Origin of the sequence: Mesorhizobium sp. B2-8-3 (assembly GCF_006440815.1) — a bacterium.
In the GTDB taxonomy this organism is placed as follows: domain Bacteria; phylum Pseudomonadota; class Alphaproteobacteria; order Rhizobiales; family Rhizobiaceae; genus Mesorhizobium.
In genome coordinates this window covers 393,660-411,841 of record NZ_VFTW01000004.1, presented here as the reverse complement: position 1 = coordinate 411,841, position 18,182 = coordinate 393,660, and the positions used below count along the sequence as shown (strand labels likewise).

The following is an 18,182-nucleotide window of genomic DNA, read 5'->3' as shown; positions in this document are numbered from 1 at the left end:
CCTAGCCGCCGATCAGCCGACGCAGCTTCTGCACCCGCATCGCCATCTCCTCGCCATAGGAGATCGTCCCGGTGAACTGCCCTTCGGCATCCATCAGGAACATCGTCGCGGTGTGGTCCATGGTGTAGTCGCCGTCGTCGGTCGGCACCTTCTTGTAGTAGATGCGGTATTCCTTGCCGATTGAGGCGATCTCGGTTTCGGTGCCGGTAAGCCCGGTAATGTGCTTGTCGAAGGACTGCAGGTAGCGCGCCATGAATTCCGGCGTATCCCGCGTCGGATCGACGGAGACGAACAGCACCCTGAGCTTGTCGGCATCAGGGCCGAGGGTCTTGAGCGCTTCCGTCGTCTCCCACAGCGTCGTCGGGCAGACTTCCGGGCAGCGCGTGAAGCCGAAGACGATCGCGAACGGCTTGCCGCGCAGGTCGGCGTCCGAAAGCTTCTCCCCGGTCTGGGTGGTGAGCGTGAACGACCCGCCGATCGGCGAGACGTTCCGCTGCACCAGCCTTGGCCAGACAAGCATTGCGGTTATCCCGACCAGCATAAGCGCCAGGCAGGCGAGCGCGATGATCGAGCCCAATCGCTTTGCCGGACGAGCACTATTCGCCGTGGTCGTCATGCTCGCCTCCCATGGCGTCGACGGCGTATTCGACCTCGACCGTGCCCACCTTCTCGAAGGTTAGCGTGCCCTTGAAGGGCTGGCCCTGTTTGACCGGCTGCTTCAGGTCCATGAACATGATGTGGAACGAGCCGGGCTTGGGCGTGACCTCACCGCCGGCCGGTATCTCCAACCCGTCGGCGAGTTGCTTCATGGTCATGACGCCCTGGGCGTCCACAGCCATTTCGTGGACTTGCGTCATGCCGGCTATGTCGCCGGTTGCCGAGACGAGGCGATCGGCCGTCGATCCATGGTTCTTCAGCGTGAAGTAGCCGGCGGCAACCGCCGCGCCTTCAGGTGTGGCGCGCGACCAGGGATGGACGATCTCGATATCGCCGGCCTTGAACTCATGTGCCCACAAGGAGTGGGTTGTTGCGAAAATCAGTGCCAGCGTGAAAACGGCGATGCCTAGCCGTTCCTCGAACGAACGAAATCGGCCGAGCGGATGGGCAAACGAAAGCGTGCGCGCGAAAGCGCGGAATGGATGTTGCATCTGGATTGCTCCCAAGGCGGTCCCACCGATTTGACGGCGGAATCCGAAGCCTTTGATCTTGAAGGGTAATGTCCCGCCTACGCGGGTCGCCGATCAGACCAATATTGGGGGAGCGCGGGGATTGCCGGGCCGATAGCCCTGCTCGTTGAGGTCTATCGTCTTGGGGTGGGTGAACGCCAGTCGCTCGGCGATGCGAAGACCTGGCGCGATCTGGCCGATAGTCGTCGGCGCGGCCACGCCTGGCCAGAACATGCTGCAGGCAAAGGTGCAGCAGGAGGGGACTTTGGAGTGATCCGGCGAACTGTTGCCGCCCGAACCGTCATGACCCGGACCGTTGATGCAGAGCGGATTGCCGAAAGCATCCAGTTGCTGCCCAGCGCCAACCGCGCCGAGCGCGAAGGCGCCGACGACGGATTGGACGACAAGCACCAGCGCAAGCGCTAGCGCTCCAATCAGCCCTGCTCTCCTGGTGCGATAGCCCACAAACGGCCTCCAATGACCGATACCTATCATCACGCCGGAGTGATCAGAAATACTTTCCAAAGGTGCGGCGATTTGTGCAGGCCGTTTTGCGGCACCAAACGGCCTACGATTGGGCGATGAGGTTTGGACCCTGAGGGCAAGCCATGCGCAGGGCATCCAAGGCTGTTATAAGAAGTACAGCAGGCGCAATTCTTGCCCAACGCGGCAGACCCAACCAGATTGAGAAGGTGCGATCTATCATCGTGCGATGGATCCTGAACCGGTGGTCATTTACTCGAGCGGCCGCAGAGACGCTTCGCGACACTTCAACAATGTGAACCGTCACGCACAAGTAGTGAGCGAGCCCTGTTTGATCATCTTCGGCCACTCTGGACCAAGCGTGGTTCTGGCATCGACCGCATTAGTGCCCAGAGGGTCGCCGGCCTTAAACATCTTTATCGCGAAGGCCTGGGAATGATGGCCTGAGTAGATAGTTGGTCCTGGCTGATAGGTCGTTGTCGCATTCAACGATCCGCCGTAGAGAGTGCCCACTGTCGAATACGTTCCAGGCATCTGCGTCGCGGTGACAGTGTTCTGCGCCGCCGCATCGTAGATGATGTACTTATCGAATCCAGCTTTGATCGTCTCGATGGCCGCTTCTCTTACGGCGACTCTTTCCGCCCCTACACCACCACAGACAGGCGCCGCTCTTGCCGTCACGATGGCAGTGTCGCCTGATGTCTGCACAACACTAGTCCCTGCACATCCTGAAACGACTAGCGCACTACAAAGTGCCGGTACGACTTTCATGAAATTCCCCCATTCTTACCCAACCAAGTAATATCCCGGTCGCTGATAAAAAAGAAGGTGGTTGGTGCTGCGACAAGCCAAGCTCGGCGGCAACCACTCACTACGTCGCCGCAACTCGACCCGCCAAACTGAGATGAGATGGACATCAGATGTCAGGGTGGCTCTATTAATCTTCAAGAAAATCGAAGCCTCACCCCAGCGTCTCCCTTATCGCCGCCGCCAACCGCTCCACCCCGTCCCGCGTCTGCGCCGCGTCACATGCCGCATAGCCCAGCACCAGCCCTTGCGTCGGCGCCGTGTTCTGGAAATATTTCGACAGCGGTGAGACGTTGATCGCTCTTCTTGCCGCGGCCTGGCTGACCTTGATGTCGTCTATGCCTGGCTTGAGGTAGCCCACCACTTGGATGCCGGCTTCGGCGGGGGAGAGGGTGATCTCGTCGCGCAGGCGCTCGGTGACGATGTCGCGGAAAAGCTGGCGGCGCTGGGCGTAGATGCGGCGCATGCGCTTCAAGTGCCGGCTCATATGGCCTTCGGTGATGAAATCGGCCAAGGCGGCCTGCAGCAGCAGCGGCGCGAACTGGCCGGTGGTGGAGAGCGCGTTGACGATGCGGCCGGCGAGCTCCACGGGAAGCACCATGAAGCCGAGGCGCAGCGCGGGGAACAGGAGCTTGGCGAAGGTGCCGACATAGATGACGCGGCCGGAGCGGTCCATGCTCTGGATCGCCGGCACGGGACGGCCTTGAAAGCGGTATTCGCCGTCGAAATCGTCCTCGATCACCCAGGCGTTCGCGGTTTCGGCGATGTCGAGCAGGCGCAGCCGCTCCTCCATGCGCATGGTGATGCCAAGCGGATGCTGGCAGGCCGGCGTCACATAGATGAGGCGGGGCAACGGGTCCGGCGGGTCGAGATACCAGCCGCGCTCCTGGTCGACCGGGATGGGTAGGATTTTCGCGCCGGCCACGGTGAAGGCGGCCTTGGCGCCGTAATAGCCGGGCTCCTCCATCCACACCGTATCGTCGGGGTCGAGCAAAAGGCGCGCAAGAAGGTCGAAAGCTGCCTGCGCGCCGGTGGTGATGACGATCTGCTCGGGCCTGCAGCGCACGCCGCGCGCGGAGAAGAGGTAGCCGGCGATCGCGTCCTTCAGCGCTGGGTGGCCGGTGACGTCATAGGTGCCGAACAGCGTCTCGCCGCCATGGCTGGCGCGGCGCGCCACCAGCCGGCCCCAGACGCCGAAGGGAAAGCTCTGCGCATCCGGCATCCCGGGGTGGAAGGCGACGTGACCCGGCCTGCCGTGATGATAGGGCTGGCTGAGCAGTTGCTGGCCGCGCAGCGAGGGCTGGCGCAGCGGCACCGGCGGCTCCTCCGCCGGCGTTTCGCGCGGGCCGTCGGGCAGGTCGACGATGACCGGGCGGGCGCCCTGGCGGTTGGCAAGATAGCCTTCGGTGACGAGCTGGTCGTAAGCGGTAACGATGGTGTTGCGGCCAAGGCCGAGCTCGGCGGCCAAGGCGCGGGTGGAGGGCAGCTCCGAGCCCGGGGGAAGCGCGCGGCTGCGGATGATGGCGACGAGGCCGTGATAGAGCTGGCGCGAGAGATGCTCGGGGCTCGAGCGGTTTACCGCCAGCATGTCGAGGGGGAAGGCCTGGGGCTTGGGGTGCGGGCGCATGGATGGTTAGTCTACGCGGCCTGCTGGCAACGGAAGCTTCCAAAGAGCTCGCTCTGCAGCGTCGAGTTCCCGCCCACCCCCCTCTGGCCTGCCGGCCATCTCCCCCGCAAGGGGGGAGATCAGATGTCGTCCACGCCTTCGCCAATCGCCGACGTTGCAAGGGAAGAGCCGGCACTGAAACTGCCAATCTCCCCCCTTGCGGGGGAGATGTCCGGCAGGACAGAGGGGGGTGCCTCGCGCCGACGATGGCCGCCGGTGCTGCGTGAGCGCTTGCAAATCTCCCATCCCCCATCCTGCCACAGCCGAACGCCGGCACAAACTGGTTCCTTCATTTTCTGGAAAACTGGCCCTCGCGGGGGAGACAGAGCGGGATAGACTTCCCGCACTGACGTTGGGGTAAGACGTCGAAGACGAGGCAAGTTGGGCGGGGTGCTGGGAGGGCGTCCTGCCAAACGAAACGGCAGGGTTTCGCGCCCTGTCGCCAGCAATCGCAGCCATCTCCTCCCGAGACCAGACACCCCGCAGCCGTCCCCGGCTGCGGGGCGGAAAGCGAGCAATGACCACAGTTCGACTTGGCATAAACCCGATCACCTGGACCAATGACGACGTGCCGGAACTGGGCGGCGACACGCCGCTCGAGACCTGCCTCAGCGAAACCGCCGAGGCCGGCTATGCCGGCACCGAGCTCGGCGGCAAGTTCCCGCGCGACAGCCGCGCGCTCAGGCCCATCCTCGACCATTACGGGCTGGCGCTGGTCTCCGGCTGGTATGACGGCCGCATCTGCGAGAAGGATGTCGACGAGGAATTCGAGGCGATCCGGCCGCATCTGACGCTGCTTCGAGACCTCGGCGCCAGGCGCGTCGTCTATGCCGACACCTCGCACGGCCGGCATGGCGCGATCCACGACCCGATCTCGCAGCGGCCGAAGCTGATGGATGGGGAATGGAAGGCCTATGGCGCCAAGATCACCCGGCTCGCCGAGCGTTTTTCCGATTTCGGCGTCGGCATGGCCTTCCACCACCACATGGGCACCATCGTCGAGACCGACGCGGAGATCGACAGGCTGATGCACACAAGCGGCGAGGCGGTCGGCCTGCTTTACGATACCGGGCACTGCGCCTTTTCGGGCGGTGACCCGGAGCAATTGCTGCGCCGGCATGTCGAGCGCGTCGTGCATGTGCATTGCAAGGATGTGCGCCCGGCGGCGCTGAAGAAGGCGCGCGACGCCGACATGAGCTTCATGGGCGCGGTGATGGAAGGCATCTTCACGGTGCCGGGCGACGGCGCGATCGACTATCCGACGCTGCTGAAGATCCTCGCCGACCAGGGCTATTCCGGCTGGTTGGTGGTCGAAGCCGAGCAGGACCCGGCCAAGGCGCATCCCTTGACCTATGCCACGATGGGCTACCGCAACCTGAAGAGGCTGGCGCAAGGCGCGGGCTTCTACGTGCACGAGCGCGCACAGGAGGTCCGCCATGCCGGCTGAACGCAAGGTCGTCATCAACATCGACGATGTCGGCATGTGCCACGGCGCCAATGTCGCCTATCTGAAGCTGAAGCGCGCCGGCGCGGTCGACAGCGGCTCGGTGATGGTGCCCTGCCCTTGGTTCCTCGAGATCGCCGAGGAAGGCGCGAAAGACGCCTCGCTCAATCTCGGCGTCCACATCACGCTGACCTCCGAGAAGAAATATTACCGCTGGCGGCCGCTGACCAAGGCGAGCCAGGCGTCGGGCATCGTCGATGGCGACGGCTATCTGTTCCGCTCCGTGCCGGAATTGCGCGCCAAGGGTGAGCCGGAAGCCGTGGAGGCCGAGATGCGGGCGCAGATCGAAGCGGCATTGGCCGCCGGGCTCTCGCTCACTCATATCGATGGCCATATGGGCGCGGTGTTCTCGCCCGAATTCGTCGACCGCTATGCAGCGGTCGGCATCGACTACGGCCTGCCGACTTTGTTTCCGAGAAGCATTGCGGTCTACGGGCCGATCCATAATCTGGGCAAGCTGGACGACGGCGTCTATGCCGCGCCGGGGAAACGGCTGGAGCAAGCCGGCGAGACGCTGGCGAGCGCCGTTCTGGAAACGCCCTGGCATCGCAACCAGCCGGCCCACGCGCGCTACGAGGCGCTGTTCAACCAGATCGGCGAAGGGCTCAATTTCCTTTGCCTGCACGCCAATGCGCCCGGCGAGATCGAGGAGATCGAACCGAACTCGGCGCAGATCCGCATCGACGAATTCGAGCTGCTTCCAGACCCGGACTTCATGGCCTTCGTGGAAGGATTGTCCATCCGCCGCGGCTCGCTCCGGGATTTCCGGGCATGATCGTGCCCGCAAGGAGAGACCTGCAATCATGACGAAATGGCCTGACCAGGGAGGGTCGAGGCCAAGACTTTGGGAACACAACAACAACTGAGGAGAACCACTATGAGTGCCTTATTCTCGATCCGGAATGTGCTCGGCGCCGCGGCGCTCTCGCTTGCTTTTGCCGGCGTCGGCATTCTGCCTGCGCCAGCCCAGGTGAAGAAGGAAAGCGATGTGCGCATCGTCTTCGTCACCCACGGCCAGGCCAACGACGTCTATTGGAGCGTGGTGAAGAACGGCATGCAGGCCGCCGCCCAGCAGCTCGGCGTCAAGGTCGAATACCAGGCACCGGAAACCTTCGACGTGGTGCGCATGGCGCGCATGATCGAGGCGGCGACCGCGTCAAAGCCGGACGGGCTGGTCGTCTCCATCCCCGACATGGACGCGCTGAAGGCGCCGGTGGAAGCGGCCAAGGCCGCCGGCATCCCGGTGGTGGTCATCGACAGCGGCGAGGAAGCGGTGGAGCCCTGGGGCCTCGACCTCTTCGTCGGCGGCGGCTCGGAATACGACAATGGCGTCAAGGCCGGCGAGATCATGGCCAAGGCCGGCGTCAAGAAGGGCATCTGCATCAACCACGAAGTCGGCAATGTCAGCCTCGACAAGCGCTGCGAAGGCTATAATGACGGGCTGAAGAAGAGCGGCGGCTCCTCCGACGTGGTCGCGGCCACCATGGACCCGACGGACGTGACGCGCCGTGTCGAAGGCTACCTCACCGCGCATGCGGACGTCACCGGCGTGCTGACGCTCGGCCCGACCGTCGCGGCGCCGCTGCTCAAGATGTTTTCGGATGCCGGCACGATCGGCAACTACAAGATCGGCACCTTCGACCTGTCGCCCGAGATCCTCGATGCCGTAGCCAAGGGCACGATGATGTTCGGCATCGACAACCAGCAATATATGATGGGCTATTATCCCGTCGTCTTCCTGACCAACAAGGCGATGTACAAGACCTTCCCGACCTCCGCCGTGCGCACCGGTCCGTCCTTCATCATGAAGGATGATGCCGCGGCCGTACGTGATCTCAGCAAGGCCGGCATCCGCTGATGCTATAATGGCCCGCTGGCGCTCTAAGATAGAGCATGATGTCGTCCGAAAACCGCTTCACACTTTTCGGCATCATGCTCTGGCCGGCGGGCACTTGTTGGACGCGGAATCCGGACGGAAGCCAAGGCGAAGCCGCCGAACCTGCCGCTTCGGATTTTTCCTGGGGTGCCCTGGACGCTTATTGGGATGACGATCTTGACCGATGCACTGAACCCGGCCCATCCACCCGAGCCGAAGCCCGTTTCGCGACGCCTGGTGCGCCTGATGCGGCGGCCGGAGCTCGGCGCCATCACCGGCACGGTCATCGTCTTCCTCGCTTTCGGCATCACAGCCGGCAACAGCGGCCTGTTCTCGATGGCCGGCATCGCCAATTTCCTGCAGGTGTCGGCGCAGCTCGGCATCCTTGCCGCGGCGGTCGCGCTTCTGATGATCGGCGGCGAGTTCGACCTGTCGCTGGGTTCGATGATCGGCTTTGCCAGCGTCACAATCGGGCTTTGCGTCACCCAGTTCGGGCTGTCGATCCCCGCGGCGGTGGCGATCGCCTTCGTCATCGCCATCATCGTCGGCGCTTTGAACGGCATCCTTGTGGTGCGCACAAGGCTGCCCTCCTTCATCGTAACGCTGGCAGGCCTGTTCATCCTGCGCGGGCTGACGCTGGCCATCACGCGCACCGTCACCGGGCGCACGCAGATCCCCTATATCACCGACGGCCAGGAAGGCAGCTTCGTGGTCTGGCTGTTCGGCGGCAAGTTCGGCGCGCCGGTCTTCGCCTGGCTCGCCTCGCATGGCGTGATCGACGCCCGGCCCGACGGCTCGGCGATGGTGCAGGGCCTGTCGATGTCGATCCTGTGGTGGGTGGCGGTGACGGCCTTCGCCACATGGCTGCTGGTCAAGACGCGCTTCGGCAATTGGGTGTTCGCCGTCGGCGGCGACGACCGCGCGGCGCGCAATGTCGGCGTGCCGGTCGACCGGGTGAAGATCCTGCTGTTCATCGGCACGGCGCTGTCGGCGACGCTGTTCGCCGTCATCCAGGTGCTGGAAGCCGGCTCCGCCGACACGCTGCGCGGCACGCAGAAGGAGTTCCAGGCGATCATCGCGGCGGTGATCGGCGGCTGCCTGCTCACCGGCGGCTACGGCTCGGCGATCGGCGCCATGTTCGGCGCGCTGATCTTCGGCACGGTGGAGATGGGCATCTTCTACACCGGCATCGACACCGACTGGTTCCAGGTCTTCCTCGGCTCGATGCTGCTGATCGCCGTGCTGGTCAACAATTACGTGCGCCGCAAGGCGACGGAGGCGCGCTGACAGATGGCCGAGCCCGTTCCGCTCATCGAACTGCGCAACGTCACCCGCCGCTTCGGCTCGGTGACGGCGCTGCGCGACATGTCTTTCGCCGCGCATGCGGGCGAGGTCCACTGCCTGCTCGGCGACAACGGCGCCGGCAAGTCGACGCTGATCAAGACGCTGTCGGGCGTGCACACGCCGAGCGAAGGCCAGATGTATGTCGACGGCAAGCCGGTAACGTTCAGTTCCCCCAGGCAGGCGCTGGACGCCGGCATCGCCACCGTCTTCCAGGACCTGTCGATGATCCCGCTGATGAGCATCACCCGCAACTTCTTCCTCGGACGCGAGCCGGTGAAGGGCTGGGGACCCGCCAGGCGTATCGACATGAAGGCGGCCGATGCGATCGTCTATGACGAGCTCGGCAAGATCGGCATCAATGTGCGCGATCCGCAGCAGGCGGTGGGCACGCTTTCCGGCGGCGAGCGGCAGTGCGTGGCGATCGCGCGCGCCGTCTATCACGGGGCGCGGGTGCTGATCCTCGACGAGCCGACCTCGGCGCTCGGAGTGCACCAGGCCTCGATCGTGCTGCGCTATGTGGCGCAGGCGCGCCAGCGTGGGCTCGCCGTCATCTTCATCACCCACAACATCCACCACGCCTATCCGATCGGCGATGTCTTCACCATGCTCAACCGCGGCCGTTCGCTCGGCACGTTCCGCAAGGGCGAGATCACCGAGAAGGAGGTGCTCGACATGATGGCCGGCGGCCGCGAGATCCGCGAATTGCAGCAGGAACTGGAGCGCTTCACCAAACCGGGATCCGGCGCGGAAGCGGCTGCCCACTAGAGCATGATCCCGAAAAGTGGGAACCGGTTTTCGGAAAAGATCATGCTCCAACAAAGAGTTAGAGCAGGATGACGATTCAATGAAACGTCGTCCTGCTCTAAGGCATTACAGAAGGTAGAAAAATGATCGACGCCGCATTGTTCGGCGCCGGGCTGATCGGCTCGGTGCATGCGAAAAACCTTGCCCGGCATCCGGGGGTGCGCCTGCGCACTATCGTCGACCCGCGCCGTGACGCGGCTGAGCACATCGCCACCGGAACAGGCGCGGAGATCGCCGACACCGCAACGGTGATGAACGACCCGTCGATCAAGGCGGTGGTGATCGCTTCCGCCACCCGCACCCATGCCGACCTGATCGTCGAGGCCGCCGCCAAGGGAAAGGCGATCTTCTGCGAAAAGCCGATCGACCTCGACATCGCACGCACGGACGCATGCTTGGCGGCGGTCGAGAAGGCTGGCGTGCCCTTGCAAATCGGCTTCAACCGGCGCTTCGATCCGTCCTTCGCCGCCGTGAAGCGAAGGATCGAGGCCGGCGAGATCGGCGCGGTCGAGCAGGTGATCATCACCAGCCGCGACCCGGAACCGGAAACCGAGGAGGCATTGGCCGGCGGCGGCGGCGTGTTCCGCGAGATGACCATCCATGATTTCGACATGGCGCGCTTCCTGCTCGGCGAGGAGCCGGTGGAGCTCTTCGCCATCGGCTCGTCGCTGGTCGAGCCCTACTACGCAAAACTCGGCGATTACGACACGGCGATGTTCATCCTGCGCACCGCGTCGGGCCGGCAGTGCCACATCAACAACAGCGTGCGCGCCGTCTATGGCTACGACCAGCGCATCGAGGTGCATGGCTCGAAGGGCATGCTGCAGGCCGGCAATCGCACTCCGACCTCTGTCAGCCTCAGCGGCGAGAACGGGATCGCCGCAGACCGGCCGCTTTATTTCTTCGTCGAGCGCTATGCCCAATCCTACGAGGCGGAGGTCGATCATTTCATCCAGTCGGTCGCCGCAGGGCGGAAGCCGGCGGTCGGCGCGGCGGACGGGCGCAAGGCGATGATCCTGTGCGAGGCAGCACTTGCCTCGGCCAAGTCCGGCCGCTTCGAGCCGGTCCGATTCTAAGGCGTGACGCCTTGCCCGCTGCCCTATCTCACATCGACCCAGCGCTGCTCCTGGAACGAGCGCGCCATGGCATGCACGGTGCGCTCGATCTCCAGCCCCTCGTCGAAGTCGATGATGCGGGCCGGCCTGTCGGCGATGCGCATCAAGAGCTCGCGGCATTCGATCATCTTGAGGTCGTTGAAGCCGAGGCCGTGGCCGGGCGCCGGCAGGAAGGAATCGTAGGGCTTGTGGTGCGGCGCGACCAGGACGGTGCGGTAGCCCTGTTCGGTCGGCCGGTCGGCGGTGAGGTAGAGCTGGAATTCGTTCATCCGCTCCTGGTCGTAGAGGATCGAGCCCTTCGAGCCGAAGATCTGGATGGCGATGCGGCCCTTGCGGCCCCAGGCCGAGCGATTGACCATGAGCGTGCCGGCAACGCCGTTTTCCAGATGCATCAAGACGCTGGCGATGTCGTAGGTCTCGACCGCGCGGCGGGCGCCGGAAGCGGTCTTGCGGTCGGCATAGGGTTTGACCATGTCGCACATGACGCGGGAAACACGGCCGAACAGCACCTTGATCAGCGACAGCGGATGGACGGCGAAATCGTCAAGCGCGCCATAACCGGACGAAGCCTCGTGCTTCCAGAAGAACAGCGCTTCCGGATCGGCCATGAAATCCTCGTCCATCTCGATGCGCACGAGGTTGACGTCGCCGATGATCTTTTCCTCCAGCAGCGCGCCGATATGGCGGATGGCGGGGTTCTGGATGTAGTTGTAGCCGAGTACGGCGACCTTGCCGGATTGCTTCGCCGCGGCAGCCATGGTCTCGGCCTCCGCAAAACTCGGCGCCATCGGCTTCTCGCACCACAGATGCTTGCCGGCTTCCAGGATGGCGATCGCCATTTCGGGGTGGAACTGGTTGGGCGTGGTCAGCGAGACGATTTCGACGTCCGGATCCTCGACCACGGCACGCCAGTCGCCGGAGCCTTTTGCGAAGCCGAATTCGCCGGCCTTGCGCCGGGCAAGCTCGTCATTCACCTCGCCCAGATGCACCAGTTTCGGCTTCTCGACATCGGGAAAGACCGTGCCCACCGCATTCCAGGCGATGGCGTGGCATTTGCCCATGAAGCCCGTGCCGATGAGGCCCACTCCGACCATGTCGATTGTCTCCGCGCCAGAGCAATTCCAGGAAAAGTGCCGAGCGGTTTTCCGTCCGGAATTGCGTCAACAAACAGATGGAGCGGTTGCGTGAAAGCGGAATCGCTCCGGGGAAATACTAATGTGGATGAATTAGTCCATTTTGGTAAAGAATGGAACATCCAAATCATTTTTTATGGTGTTCTTGCGCGAACTCGTTATGATGAGGCAGGAGAGGGGCAAACCTTATGGGCGTGGGCGGAGCGACGATGGACGAACGGGTGCCTCGCGATTTCGAAACGCTGCGCGCGACGATCCTGGACAGGCGCGCGAGCCTGCCCAAGCGCATTGCGCAGATCGCCGCCTATGCGCTCGACAACCCCGACGACATCGCTTTCGGCACGGCGGCAAGCATCGCCGCCTCGGCCGGCGTTCAGCCCTCGACGCTGATCCGTTTTGCCCAGCAGCTCGGCTTCGACGGATTCACCAGCCTGCAGCAGGTTTTCCGCGAGCGGCTGCGCGAACGCAACTCCTCCTATGACGAGCGGCTGGCGGCGCTGCGCGCCAAGGCCGAGGACGGCGGCGGGCATCGGGCGATCTTCGACGGCTTCGTCGCCGCCGCCAGCACCTCGCTGGGCGATATTTCTCGCGCGCTCAACGACGCGCATTTCGAAGAAGCGGTGGCGCTTCTGGCGAAAGCCGAGACGATCTATGTCCTGGCCAAGCGCCGATCCTATCCGGTGGCGTCCTACATCGCCTATGCGCTGGGCAAGCTCAAGATCCGCAACCAGCTGGTGGAATCGGCCGCAGGGCTCAACGCCGAGATGATCGGCTTCGCCACGCCGCGCGACGCCGTCATCGCCATCAGCTTCTCGCCTTACGCGCCGGCAACCATCGACGAGACACGCTCGATCGCGGAACAGGGCGTGCCGATCGTGGCCATCACCGACTCGTCCTTCTCGCCGCTGGCGCAGTTCGCCAAGGTCTGGTTCGAGGTCGCCGAGGCCGATTTCGGCGGTTTCCGCTCGATCTCGGCAACGATGGCGCTGGCCATGGCGCTGACCGTCGCCGTCGGCGAGAAGCGCCGCGAAGCCGGGCGCCGGCGCAAGGGCTGAGCCTCGCCGAGGAGCGCTTTTCGGCATGGGAACGCTCATTCCATATTGACTGTAGATTGGAATTAATATTTCATATTGACGACACCACGCCGTCGCTGGCGCGTGCTGTCCAAAACGACGCTGCTCTATCCAACAAGGCCGATGGGAGGTTCGAATGGGCGAAGCCGTGGAAGGGAAATACCCGCCGCTCGACGTCATCACCATCGGCCGCGCCTCGGTCGATCTCTATGGCCAGCAGATCGGCTCGCGGCTGGAGGACATCGCCTCTTTCGCCAAGTCGGTCGGCGGCTGTCCGGCCAATATTTCCGTCGGCACGGCAAGGCTCGGCCTGCGCTCGGCGCTGCTGACGCGCGTCGGCGACGAGCAGATGGGCCGCTTCGTCCGCGAGCAGCTTCGGCGCGAGGGCGTGTCGGTCGACGGGCTGAAGACCGACAAGCAACGGCTGACGGCGCTGGTGCTGCTTTCGGTCGAGAGCGAAGGCGTCTCGCCGATGATCTTCTACCGCTCCGACTGCGCCGACATGGCGCTTGCCGAAGAAGACATCGACGAAGCCTTCATCGCCTCGGCACGTTCGGTCGTCGTCACCGGCACGCATTTCTCGCGGCCCAATTCGGATGCCGCGCAGCGCAAGGCGATCCGCCTGATGAAGGCCAAGGGCGGCAAGGTCGTGTTCGATATCGATTACCGCCCGAACCTCTGGGGCCTTGCCGGCCATGCCGAGGGTTTCGAGCGCTATGTCAAATCCGACCGCGTCTCGGCGCAGCTGAAGACGGTGCTGCCGGATTGCGATCTCATCGTCGGCACCGAGGAGGAGATCATGATCGCGTCGGGCGCCGACGATTGCCTGAGCGCGCTGAAGACGATCCGCGCGCTGTCGTCGGCCACCATCGTGCTCAAGCGCGGCGCCAAGGGCTGCATCGTCTATGACGGCCCGATCAGCGACGACCTAGAGGACGGCATCGTCGGCAAGGGTTTCCCGATCGAGATCTACAATGTGCTGGGCGCCGGCGACGCCTTCATGTCCGGCTTCCTGCGTGGCTGGCTGGGCGGCGAGAGTTTTGCCACCGCCGCGACCTGGGCCAATGCCTGCGGCGCCTTCGCCGTGTCGCGCCTGCTTTGCGCGCCGGAATACCCGACCTTCGAGGAGCTGCAGTTCTTCCTGAAGCACGGCAGCAAGCACCTGGCGCTGCGCAAGGACGAGGCGATCAACCACATCCATTGGGCGACGACGCGGCGGCGCGATATCCCCTCGCTGATGGCTTTGGCCTGCGACCATCGTGTCCAGCTCGAAGACGTTGCCGCCAAGGTCGGCGCCGACGTTTCGCGCATCCCAGACTTCAAGGTGCTCACCGTCAAGGCGGCGGCAAAAGCCGCCGCCGGCCGCGACGGCTACGGCATGCTGATCGACGAGAAATACGGGCGCGACGCGATGTTCGAATTCGCACGCCATCCCTTCGCCTGGCTCGGGCGTCCCGTCGAATTGCCCGGATCGCGGCCGCTGCGCTTCGAGTTCTCGCAGGATATCGGCTCGCAGCTCACCGAATGGCCGGTCGACCATTGCATCAAATGCCTGTGCTTCTACCACCCGGACGACCCGGAAGCGCTCAAAGTCGAGCAGCAGCAGAAGCTGCGCGCTTTGTTCGAGGCGGCACGGAAAGTCGGCCGGGAACTGCTGGTCGAGATCATCGCCGGCAAGCATGGCAAGCTCGACGACACCACCGTTCCGCGCGCGCTGGAGGAGCTCTATGCGCTGGGCATCAAGCCGGACTGGTGGAAGCTCGAGCCGCAGGCTTCGGCGGGCGCCTGGGCGAAGATCGAACAGGTGATCGTCAGGAACGATCCCTGGTGCCGCGGCGTCGTGCTGCTCGGGCTCGAAGCGCCACAGGACGAGCTGGTCGCGGCCTTCGCGGCAACCGCCAACGCGCCGATCGTCAAAGGTTTTGCCGTCGGCCGCACCATCTTCATCAACGCCGCCGAACAATGGCTGGCCGGCAGGATGTCGGATGACGAAGCGGTGGCCGACATGGCCGCGCGCTTCGAGCAGCTGACCGAGGCGTGGCTTGCCGCGCGCGGCCGCAAGGCCGCATAAGAAGACCGCTGAAGAATTGCGGAGGAAACGACAATGAGCAAGACCGTTCGCCTGACCATGGCGCAGGCGCTAACCCGCTTTCTCAGCCGGCAAATGACCGAGATCGACGGGAAGACGGTGCCGATCTTCGGCGGCGTCTGGGCGATCTTCGGCCATGGCAATGTCGCCGGCGTCGGTGAGGCGCTCTATCAGGTGCGCGACGAGCTGCCGACCTTCCGCGCCCATAACGAGCAGGCGATGGCGCATGCGGCGATCGCCTATGGCAAGGCGAATTTCCGCCGCCGCTTCATGGCAGCGACCACCTCGATTGGCCCCGGCGCGCTCAACATGGTGACGGCAGCGGCACTCGCGCATGTAAACCGGTTGCCTGTCCTGTTTTTGCCCGGCGACGTCTTCGCCAACCGCCTGCCCGATCCGGTGCTGCAGCAGGCCGAGGATTTTTCCGACGGTACGGCGAGCGTCAACGACTGTTTCCGCCCGGTATCGCGCTATTTCGACCGCATCACACGGCCGGAGCAGATCATCCCGGCGCTGAACCGCGCCATGCAGGTGCTGACCGATCCGGCCGAATGCGGCCCGGTCACGCTCTCGCTCTGCCAGGACGTGCAGGCCGAGGCCTATGATTATCCCGAAAGCCTGTTTGCCGAACGCGTCTGGACGCCGCGCCGGCTGCGCCCCGACCGCAACGAGCTGGCGGCCGCCGTCGCGGCGCTGAAGGGCGCCAGCAAGCCGCTGGTGATCGCCGGCGGTGGCGTCCTCTATTCGCAGGCTTCCGGAGAGCTAGCGAAGCTGGTGCAGGGCGCCGGCATCCCCGTCTGCGAAACGCAGGGCGGCAAATCCTCGCTGCCGGACGATCATCCGCTCAACATGGCCGCCGTCGGCGTGACCGGCACGTCGGCCGCCAACCGGCTGGCTGAGGAAGCCGATGTCGTGCTCGCCGTCGGCACCAGACTGCAGGATTTCACCACCGGCTCCTGGGCGCTGTTCAAGAATGCCGGCCGCACCATCATCGGCCTGAACACCCAGGTTTTCGACGCCGGCAAGCACTGGGCGTCGCCGCTGGTCGCCGACGCCGCTGAGGGTCTGGCCGAATTGGCTTCCGCGCTGAAGGGCTGGAAGGCGCCCGCCGCCTGGACCGACAATGCGCTGAAGGGCAAGACGGAATGGCAGGCCGCTGCCGCCAAGGTGACGGCCTCGACCAACGCGGCCTATCCTTCCGACGCGCAGGTGATCGGCGCCGTGCAGCGGGCGATGGGCTGCGATGTAACGCTGCTGCATGCCGCCGGCGGCCTGCCCGGCGAATTGCACAAGCTCTGGCAGGCAGGCGCGCCGGGCTCCTACCATGCCGAATACGGCTTCTCGACCATGGGCTACGAGATCGCCGGCGGGCTCGGCGTCAAGATGGCAAGGCCCGACCAGGAGGTCGTCGTCATGGTCGGCGACGGCTCCTATCTGATGCTCAATTCCGAGATCGCCACCTCGGTGATGCTTGGCCTGAAGCTCACCATCGTGCTGCTCGACAATCGCGGCTATGGCTGCATCAACCGGCTGCAGATGGCGACCGGCGGCGCCAATTTCAACAATCTCCTGAAGGACGCCCGCCACGAGGTGATGCCCGACGTCGACTTCGCCGCCCATGCGGCGAGCCTCGGCGCCGTCGCCGAGAAGGTGGCGTCGATCGCGGAACTGGAGACGGCGCTGGCCAAGGCAAAGAACAACGACAAGACGACGGTGCTGGTCATCGACACCGATCCGCTGGTGTCGACCGATGCCGGCGGCCATTGGTGGGATGTCGCCGTGCCGGAAGTCTCCTCGCGGCCCCAGGTCAACGCCGCGCGCAAGAAATACGAGGAAGCCGTGGACGGCCGGCGAGGCTGAGCCGCGTCCGTCTCATAATGAACTGACATCGGAGCGAAGACTTGAAAGCCAAACTGGGCATGTCCCCCATCGCGTGGTGGAACGACGATCTCGTGGAACTGAGCGATGACGTGTCGCTGGAGGAGTGTCTGCGCCAGTCGCGTTCGGCAGGCTTCACCGGCATGGAGATGGGCCGCCGCTTCCCCAACGATCCGAAGGTCATGCTGCCGATCCTGAAAGCAGCCGATGTCACGCTGTGCGGCGGCTGGTTCTCCGGCACGCTGGTCAATGAGGACCTGGCCAGGAACAAGGACCGCATCCAGCCGATGATCGACCTGTTCAAGGCGGTCGACGCGCCCTGCATCGTCTATGGCGAGGTCGGCCGCTCCATCCAGGGCGATCGTTCGAAACCCTTGGCCACCAAGCCGACGCTTACCGGCGACGAGATGAAGGCCTATGGCCGCCGCGTCACCGAATTCGGCGAATGGTGCGCGGACCAAGGCATGCCGCTTTCCTACCACCATCACATGGCGGCGGTGGTCGAGACCGAGCCGGAGCTCGACGCTTTCATGCGCCATTCCGGCGAAGGCATTCCGCTTTTGCTCGATGCCGGCCATCTGGCCTTTGCCGGCGGCGACGTGCTGCGCGCCATCGACAACCACCACAAGCGCATCAACCATGTCCATGTGAAGGACGTGCGCATGGGCGTCATCGACGGGCTCGACCGCTCAAAACAGTCCTTCCTCGATGCCGTGGCGCTCGGCGCCTTCACCGTGCCGGGCGACGGCTCGCTCGATTTCGGCGCCATCGTCCAGCGGTTCGCCGATCATGGCTATGAGGGTTGGTTCGTCGTGGAAGCCGAGCAGGATCCGAAGAAGAACCCGCCGCTCAAGATGGCTCAGGTCGGCCACAAGGAGTTGATGCGGGTGATGACGGCCGCCGGCTACACGGTCGAAACGCAGGGTTTTCCGGCCTGAACGGTGGATTGGTCATGAATGATGGATTAGTCCGGGCACTCGGTCTATCTGATGCGCTTTGGGCAAATCCTGGATTGGCGCGATGAAAGACTATGAGCACCCCTTCTTCCGGCCGCTGTGGCGCCGCATCGCCGTCGTCGCGGTCTGCCTGGTCTGGTCGGTGATCGAGTTCGCCTCCGGCACGCCATTCTGGGGCGTCATCGCGCTCGGCTTCGCCGGGTACGCGGTGTGGCAGTTTTTCTATCTCTACAAGCCGGCGGAGGAGGCGAAGCCTCCGGCCGAGCCAAAGGAATAATCCAAGGAGTT

17 protein-coding genes are annotated in these 18,182 nt (G+C 64.3%); 11 read left to right on the top strand and 6 right to left on the bottom strand.

Features of this window, described 5'->3' with window-relative positions; translation table 11 throughout:
* Position 1: 1 nt before the first annotated feature.
* The 5 genes from FJ418_RS09800 to FJ418_RS09780 form a co-directional block, all read right to left on the bottom strand.
* A complete protein-coding gene (locus tag FJ418_RS09800) occupies positions 2–616 on the bottom strand; it encodes an SCO family protein (protein ID WP_140865078.1) in 615 nt (204 codons plus the stop codon).
* Positions 597–1,148: a copper chaperone PCu(A)C gene (locus FJ418_RS09795; RefSeq protein WP_140865076.1), complete on the bottom strand. Its 552-nt coding sequence runs from the start codon at positions 1,146–1,148 to the stop codon at positions 597–599. The genes FJ418_RS09800 and FJ418_RS09795 overlap by 20 nt, the downstream gene beginning before the upstream one ends.
* A 93-nt stretch (positions 1,149–1,241) precedes the next feature.
* Positions 1,242–1,631: a hypothetical protein gene (locus FJ418_RS09790; RefSeq protein ID WP_140860901.1), complete on the bottom strand. Its 390-nt coding sequence runs from the start codon at positions 1,629–1,631 to the stop codon at positions 1,242–1,244.
* Between the two features lie 321 nt (positions 1,632–1,952).
* On the bottom strand, positions 1,953–2,420 hold the full coding sequence (locus FJ418_RS09785) for a hypothetical protein (protein ID WP_140860899.1): 468 nt from the start codon (positions 2,418–2,420) through the stop codon (positions 1,953–1,955).
* 190 nt (positions 2,421–2,610) lie between these two features.
* Positions 2,611–4,083 carry a PLP-dependent aminotransferase family protein gene (locus tag FJ418_RS09780; protein WP_140865074.1) on the bottom strand — a complete coding sequence of 491 codons (1,473 nt, stop codon included), beginning with the start codon at positions 4,081–4,083 and terminating at the stop codon, positions 2,611–2,613.
* Between the two features lie 556 nt (positions 4,084–4,639).
* Here FJ418_RS09780 and iolE (FJ418_RS09770) point away from each other — a divergent pair.
* The 6 genes from iolE (FJ418_RS09770) to iolG all read left to right on the top strand — a co-directional run bounded on the left by iolE (FJ418_RS09770) (position 4,640) and on the right by iolG (position 10,726).
* Positions 4,640–5,569: a myo-inosose-2 dehydratase gene (iolE, locus tag FJ418_RS09770; RefSeq protein ID WP_140858758.1), complete on the top strand. Its 930-nt coding sequence runs from the start codon at positions 4,640–4,642 to the stop codon at positions 5,567–5,569.
* Positions 5,559–6,401, top strand: a complete 843-nt coding sequence (locus FJ418_RS09765; RefSeq protein ID WP_140865072.1) for a polysaccharide deacetylase family protein — start codon at positions 5,559–5,561, stop codon at positions 6,399–6,401. The genes iolE (FJ418_RS09770) and FJ418_RS09765 overlap by 11 nt, the downstream gene beginning before the upstream one ends.
* A gap of 102 nt (positions 6,402–6,503) precedes the next feature.
* On the top strand, positions 6,504–7,484 hold the full coding sequence (locus FJ418_RS09760; protein ID WP_140659507.1) for a sugar ABC transporter substrate-binding protein: 981 nt from the start codon (positions 6,504–6,506) through the stop codon (positions 7,482–7,484).
* Between the two features lie 195 nt (positions 7,485–7,679).
* Positions 7,680–8,789: an ABC transporter permease gene (locus tag FJ418_RS09755; protein ID WP_226892047.1), complete on the top strand. Its 1,110-nt coding sequence runs from the start codon at positions 7,680–7,682 to the stop codon at positions 8,787–8,789.
* Between the two features lie 3 nt (positions 8,790–8,792).
* Positions 8,793–9,611: an ATP-binding cassette domain-containing protein gene (locus tag FJ418_RS09750; protein ID WP_140858760.1), complete on the top strand. Its 819-nt coding sequence runs from the start codon at positions 8,793–8,795 to the stop codon at positions 9,609–9,611.
* Between the two features lie 122 nt (positions 9,612–9,733).
* Positions 9,734–10,726 (top strand): inositol 2-dehydrogenase, encoded by a 993-nt coding sequence (gene iolG / locus FJ418_RS09745; RefSeq protein WP_140858761.1) that lies wholly within the window; start codon positions 9,734–9,736, stop codon positions 10,724–10,726.
* Between the two features lie 23 nt (positions 10,727–10,749).
* On the opposite strand, the gene FJ418_RS09740 is transcribed toward iolG, so the two are convergent.
* Positions 10,750–11,859, bottom strand: a complete 1,110-nt coding sequence (locus FJ418_RS09740; protein ID WP_140858762.1) for a Gfo/Idh/MocA family oxidoreductase — start codon at positions 11,857–11,859, stop codon at positions 10,750–10,752.
* Positions 11,860–12,107: 248 nt separating this feature from the next.
* Between FJ418_RS09740 and FJ418_RS09735 the strand changes: the two genes are divergently transcribed.
* The 5 genes from FJ418_RS09735 (at position 12,108) to FJ418_RS09715 (ending at position 18,171) form a co-directional block, all read left to right on the top strand.
* The gene (locus FJ418_RS09735) at positions 12,108–12,953 is read left to right on the top strand and encodes a MurR/RpiR family transcriptional regulator (RefSeq protein ID WP_181166886.1); all 846 of its coding nucleotides are present in this window, start codon (positions 12,108–12,110) and stop codon (positions 12,951–12,953) included.
* A 154-nt stretch (positions 12,954–13,107) separates the two neighbouring features.
* On the top strand, positions 13,108–15,042 hold the full coding sequence (gene iolC, locus FJ418_RS09730; RefSeq protein ID WP_140659513.1) for a 5-dehydro-2-deoxygluconokinase: 1,935 nt from the start codon (positions 13,108–13,110) through the stop codon (positions 15,040–15,042).
* Positions 15,043–15,075: 33 nt separating this feature from the next.
* A complete protein-coding gene (gene iolD / locus FJ418_RS09725; RefSeq protein WP_140865070.1) occupies positions 15,076–16,920 on the top strand; it encodes a 3D-(3,5/4)-trihydroxycyclohexane-1,2-dione acylhydrolase (decyclizing) in 1,845 nt (614 codons plus the stop codon).
* 41 nt (positions 16,921–16,961) lie between these two features.
* Positions 16,962–17,876: a myo-inosose-2 dehydratase gene (iolE, locus tag FJ418_RS09720; RefSeq protein ID WP_140708419.1), complete on the top strand. Its 915-nt coding sequence runs from the start codon at positions 16,962–16,964 to the stop codon at positions 17,874–17,876.
* A gap of 82 nt (positions 17,877–17,958) precedes the next feature.
* A complete protein-coding gene (locus tag FJ418_RS09715; RefSeq protein WP_127859449.1) occupies positions 17,959–18,171 on the top strand; it encodes a DUF3329 domain-containing protein in 213 nt (70 codons plus the stop codon).
* The last annotated feature ends 11 nt before the right edge of the window (positions 18,172–18,182 follow it).

Coding starts and splice junctions, on each gene's coding strand:
- FJ418_RS09715 (WP_127859449.1), top strand. CDS start 17,959: ATGAAAGACTATGAGCACCCCTTCTTCCGGCCGCTGTGGCGCCGCATC.
- FJ418_RS09780 (WP_140865074.1), bottom strand. CDS start 4,083: ATGCGCCCGCACCCCAAGCCCCAGGCCTTCCCCCTCGACATGCTGGCG.
- iolD (WP_140865070.1), top strand. CDS start 15,076: ATGAGCAAGACCGTTCGCCTGACCATGGCGCAGGCGCTAACCCGCTTT.
- FJ418_RS09785 (WP_140860899.1), bottom strand. CDS start 2,420: ATGAAAGTCGTACCGGCACTTTGTAGTGCGCTAGTCGTTTCAGGATGT.
- FJ418_RS09760 (WP_140659507.1), top strand. CDS start 6,504: ATGAGTGCCTTATTCTCGATCCGGAATGTGCTCGGCGCCGCGGCGCTC.
- FJ418_RS09740 (WP_140858762.1), bottom strand. CDS start 11,859: ATGGTCGGAGTGGGCCTCATCGGCACGGGCTTCATGGGCAAATGCCAC.
- FJ418_RS09800 (WP_140865078.1), bottom strand. CDS start 616: ATGACGACCACGGCGAATAGTGCTCGTCCGGCAAAGCGATTGGGCTCG.
- iolG (WP_140858761.1), top strand. CDS start 9,734: ATGATCGACGCCGCATTGTTCGGCGCCGGGCTGATCGGCTCGGTGCAT.
- FJ418_RS09765 (WP_140865072.1), top strand. CDS start 5,559: ATGCCGGCTGAACGCAAGGTCGTCATCAACATCGACGATGTCGGCATG.
- FJ418_RS09750 (WP_140858760.1), top strand. CDS start 8,793: ATGGCCGAGCCCGTTCCGCTCATCGAACTGCGCAACGTCACCCGCCGC.
- FJ418_RS09735 (WP_181166886.1), top strand. CDS start 12,108: ATGGACGAACGGGTGCCTCGCGATTTCGAAACGCTGCGCGCGACGATC.
- iolE (WP_140858758.1), top strand. CDS start 4,640: ATGACCACAGTTCGACTTGGCATAAACCCGATCACCTGGACCAATGAC.
- FJ418_RS09795 (WP_140865076.1), bottom strand. CDS start 1,148: ATGCAACATCCATTCCGCGCTTTCGCGCGCACGCTTTCGTTTGCCCAT.
- iolC (WP_140659513.1), top strand. CDS start 13,108: ATGGGCGAAGCCGTGGAAGGGAAATACCCGCCGCTCGACGTCATCACC.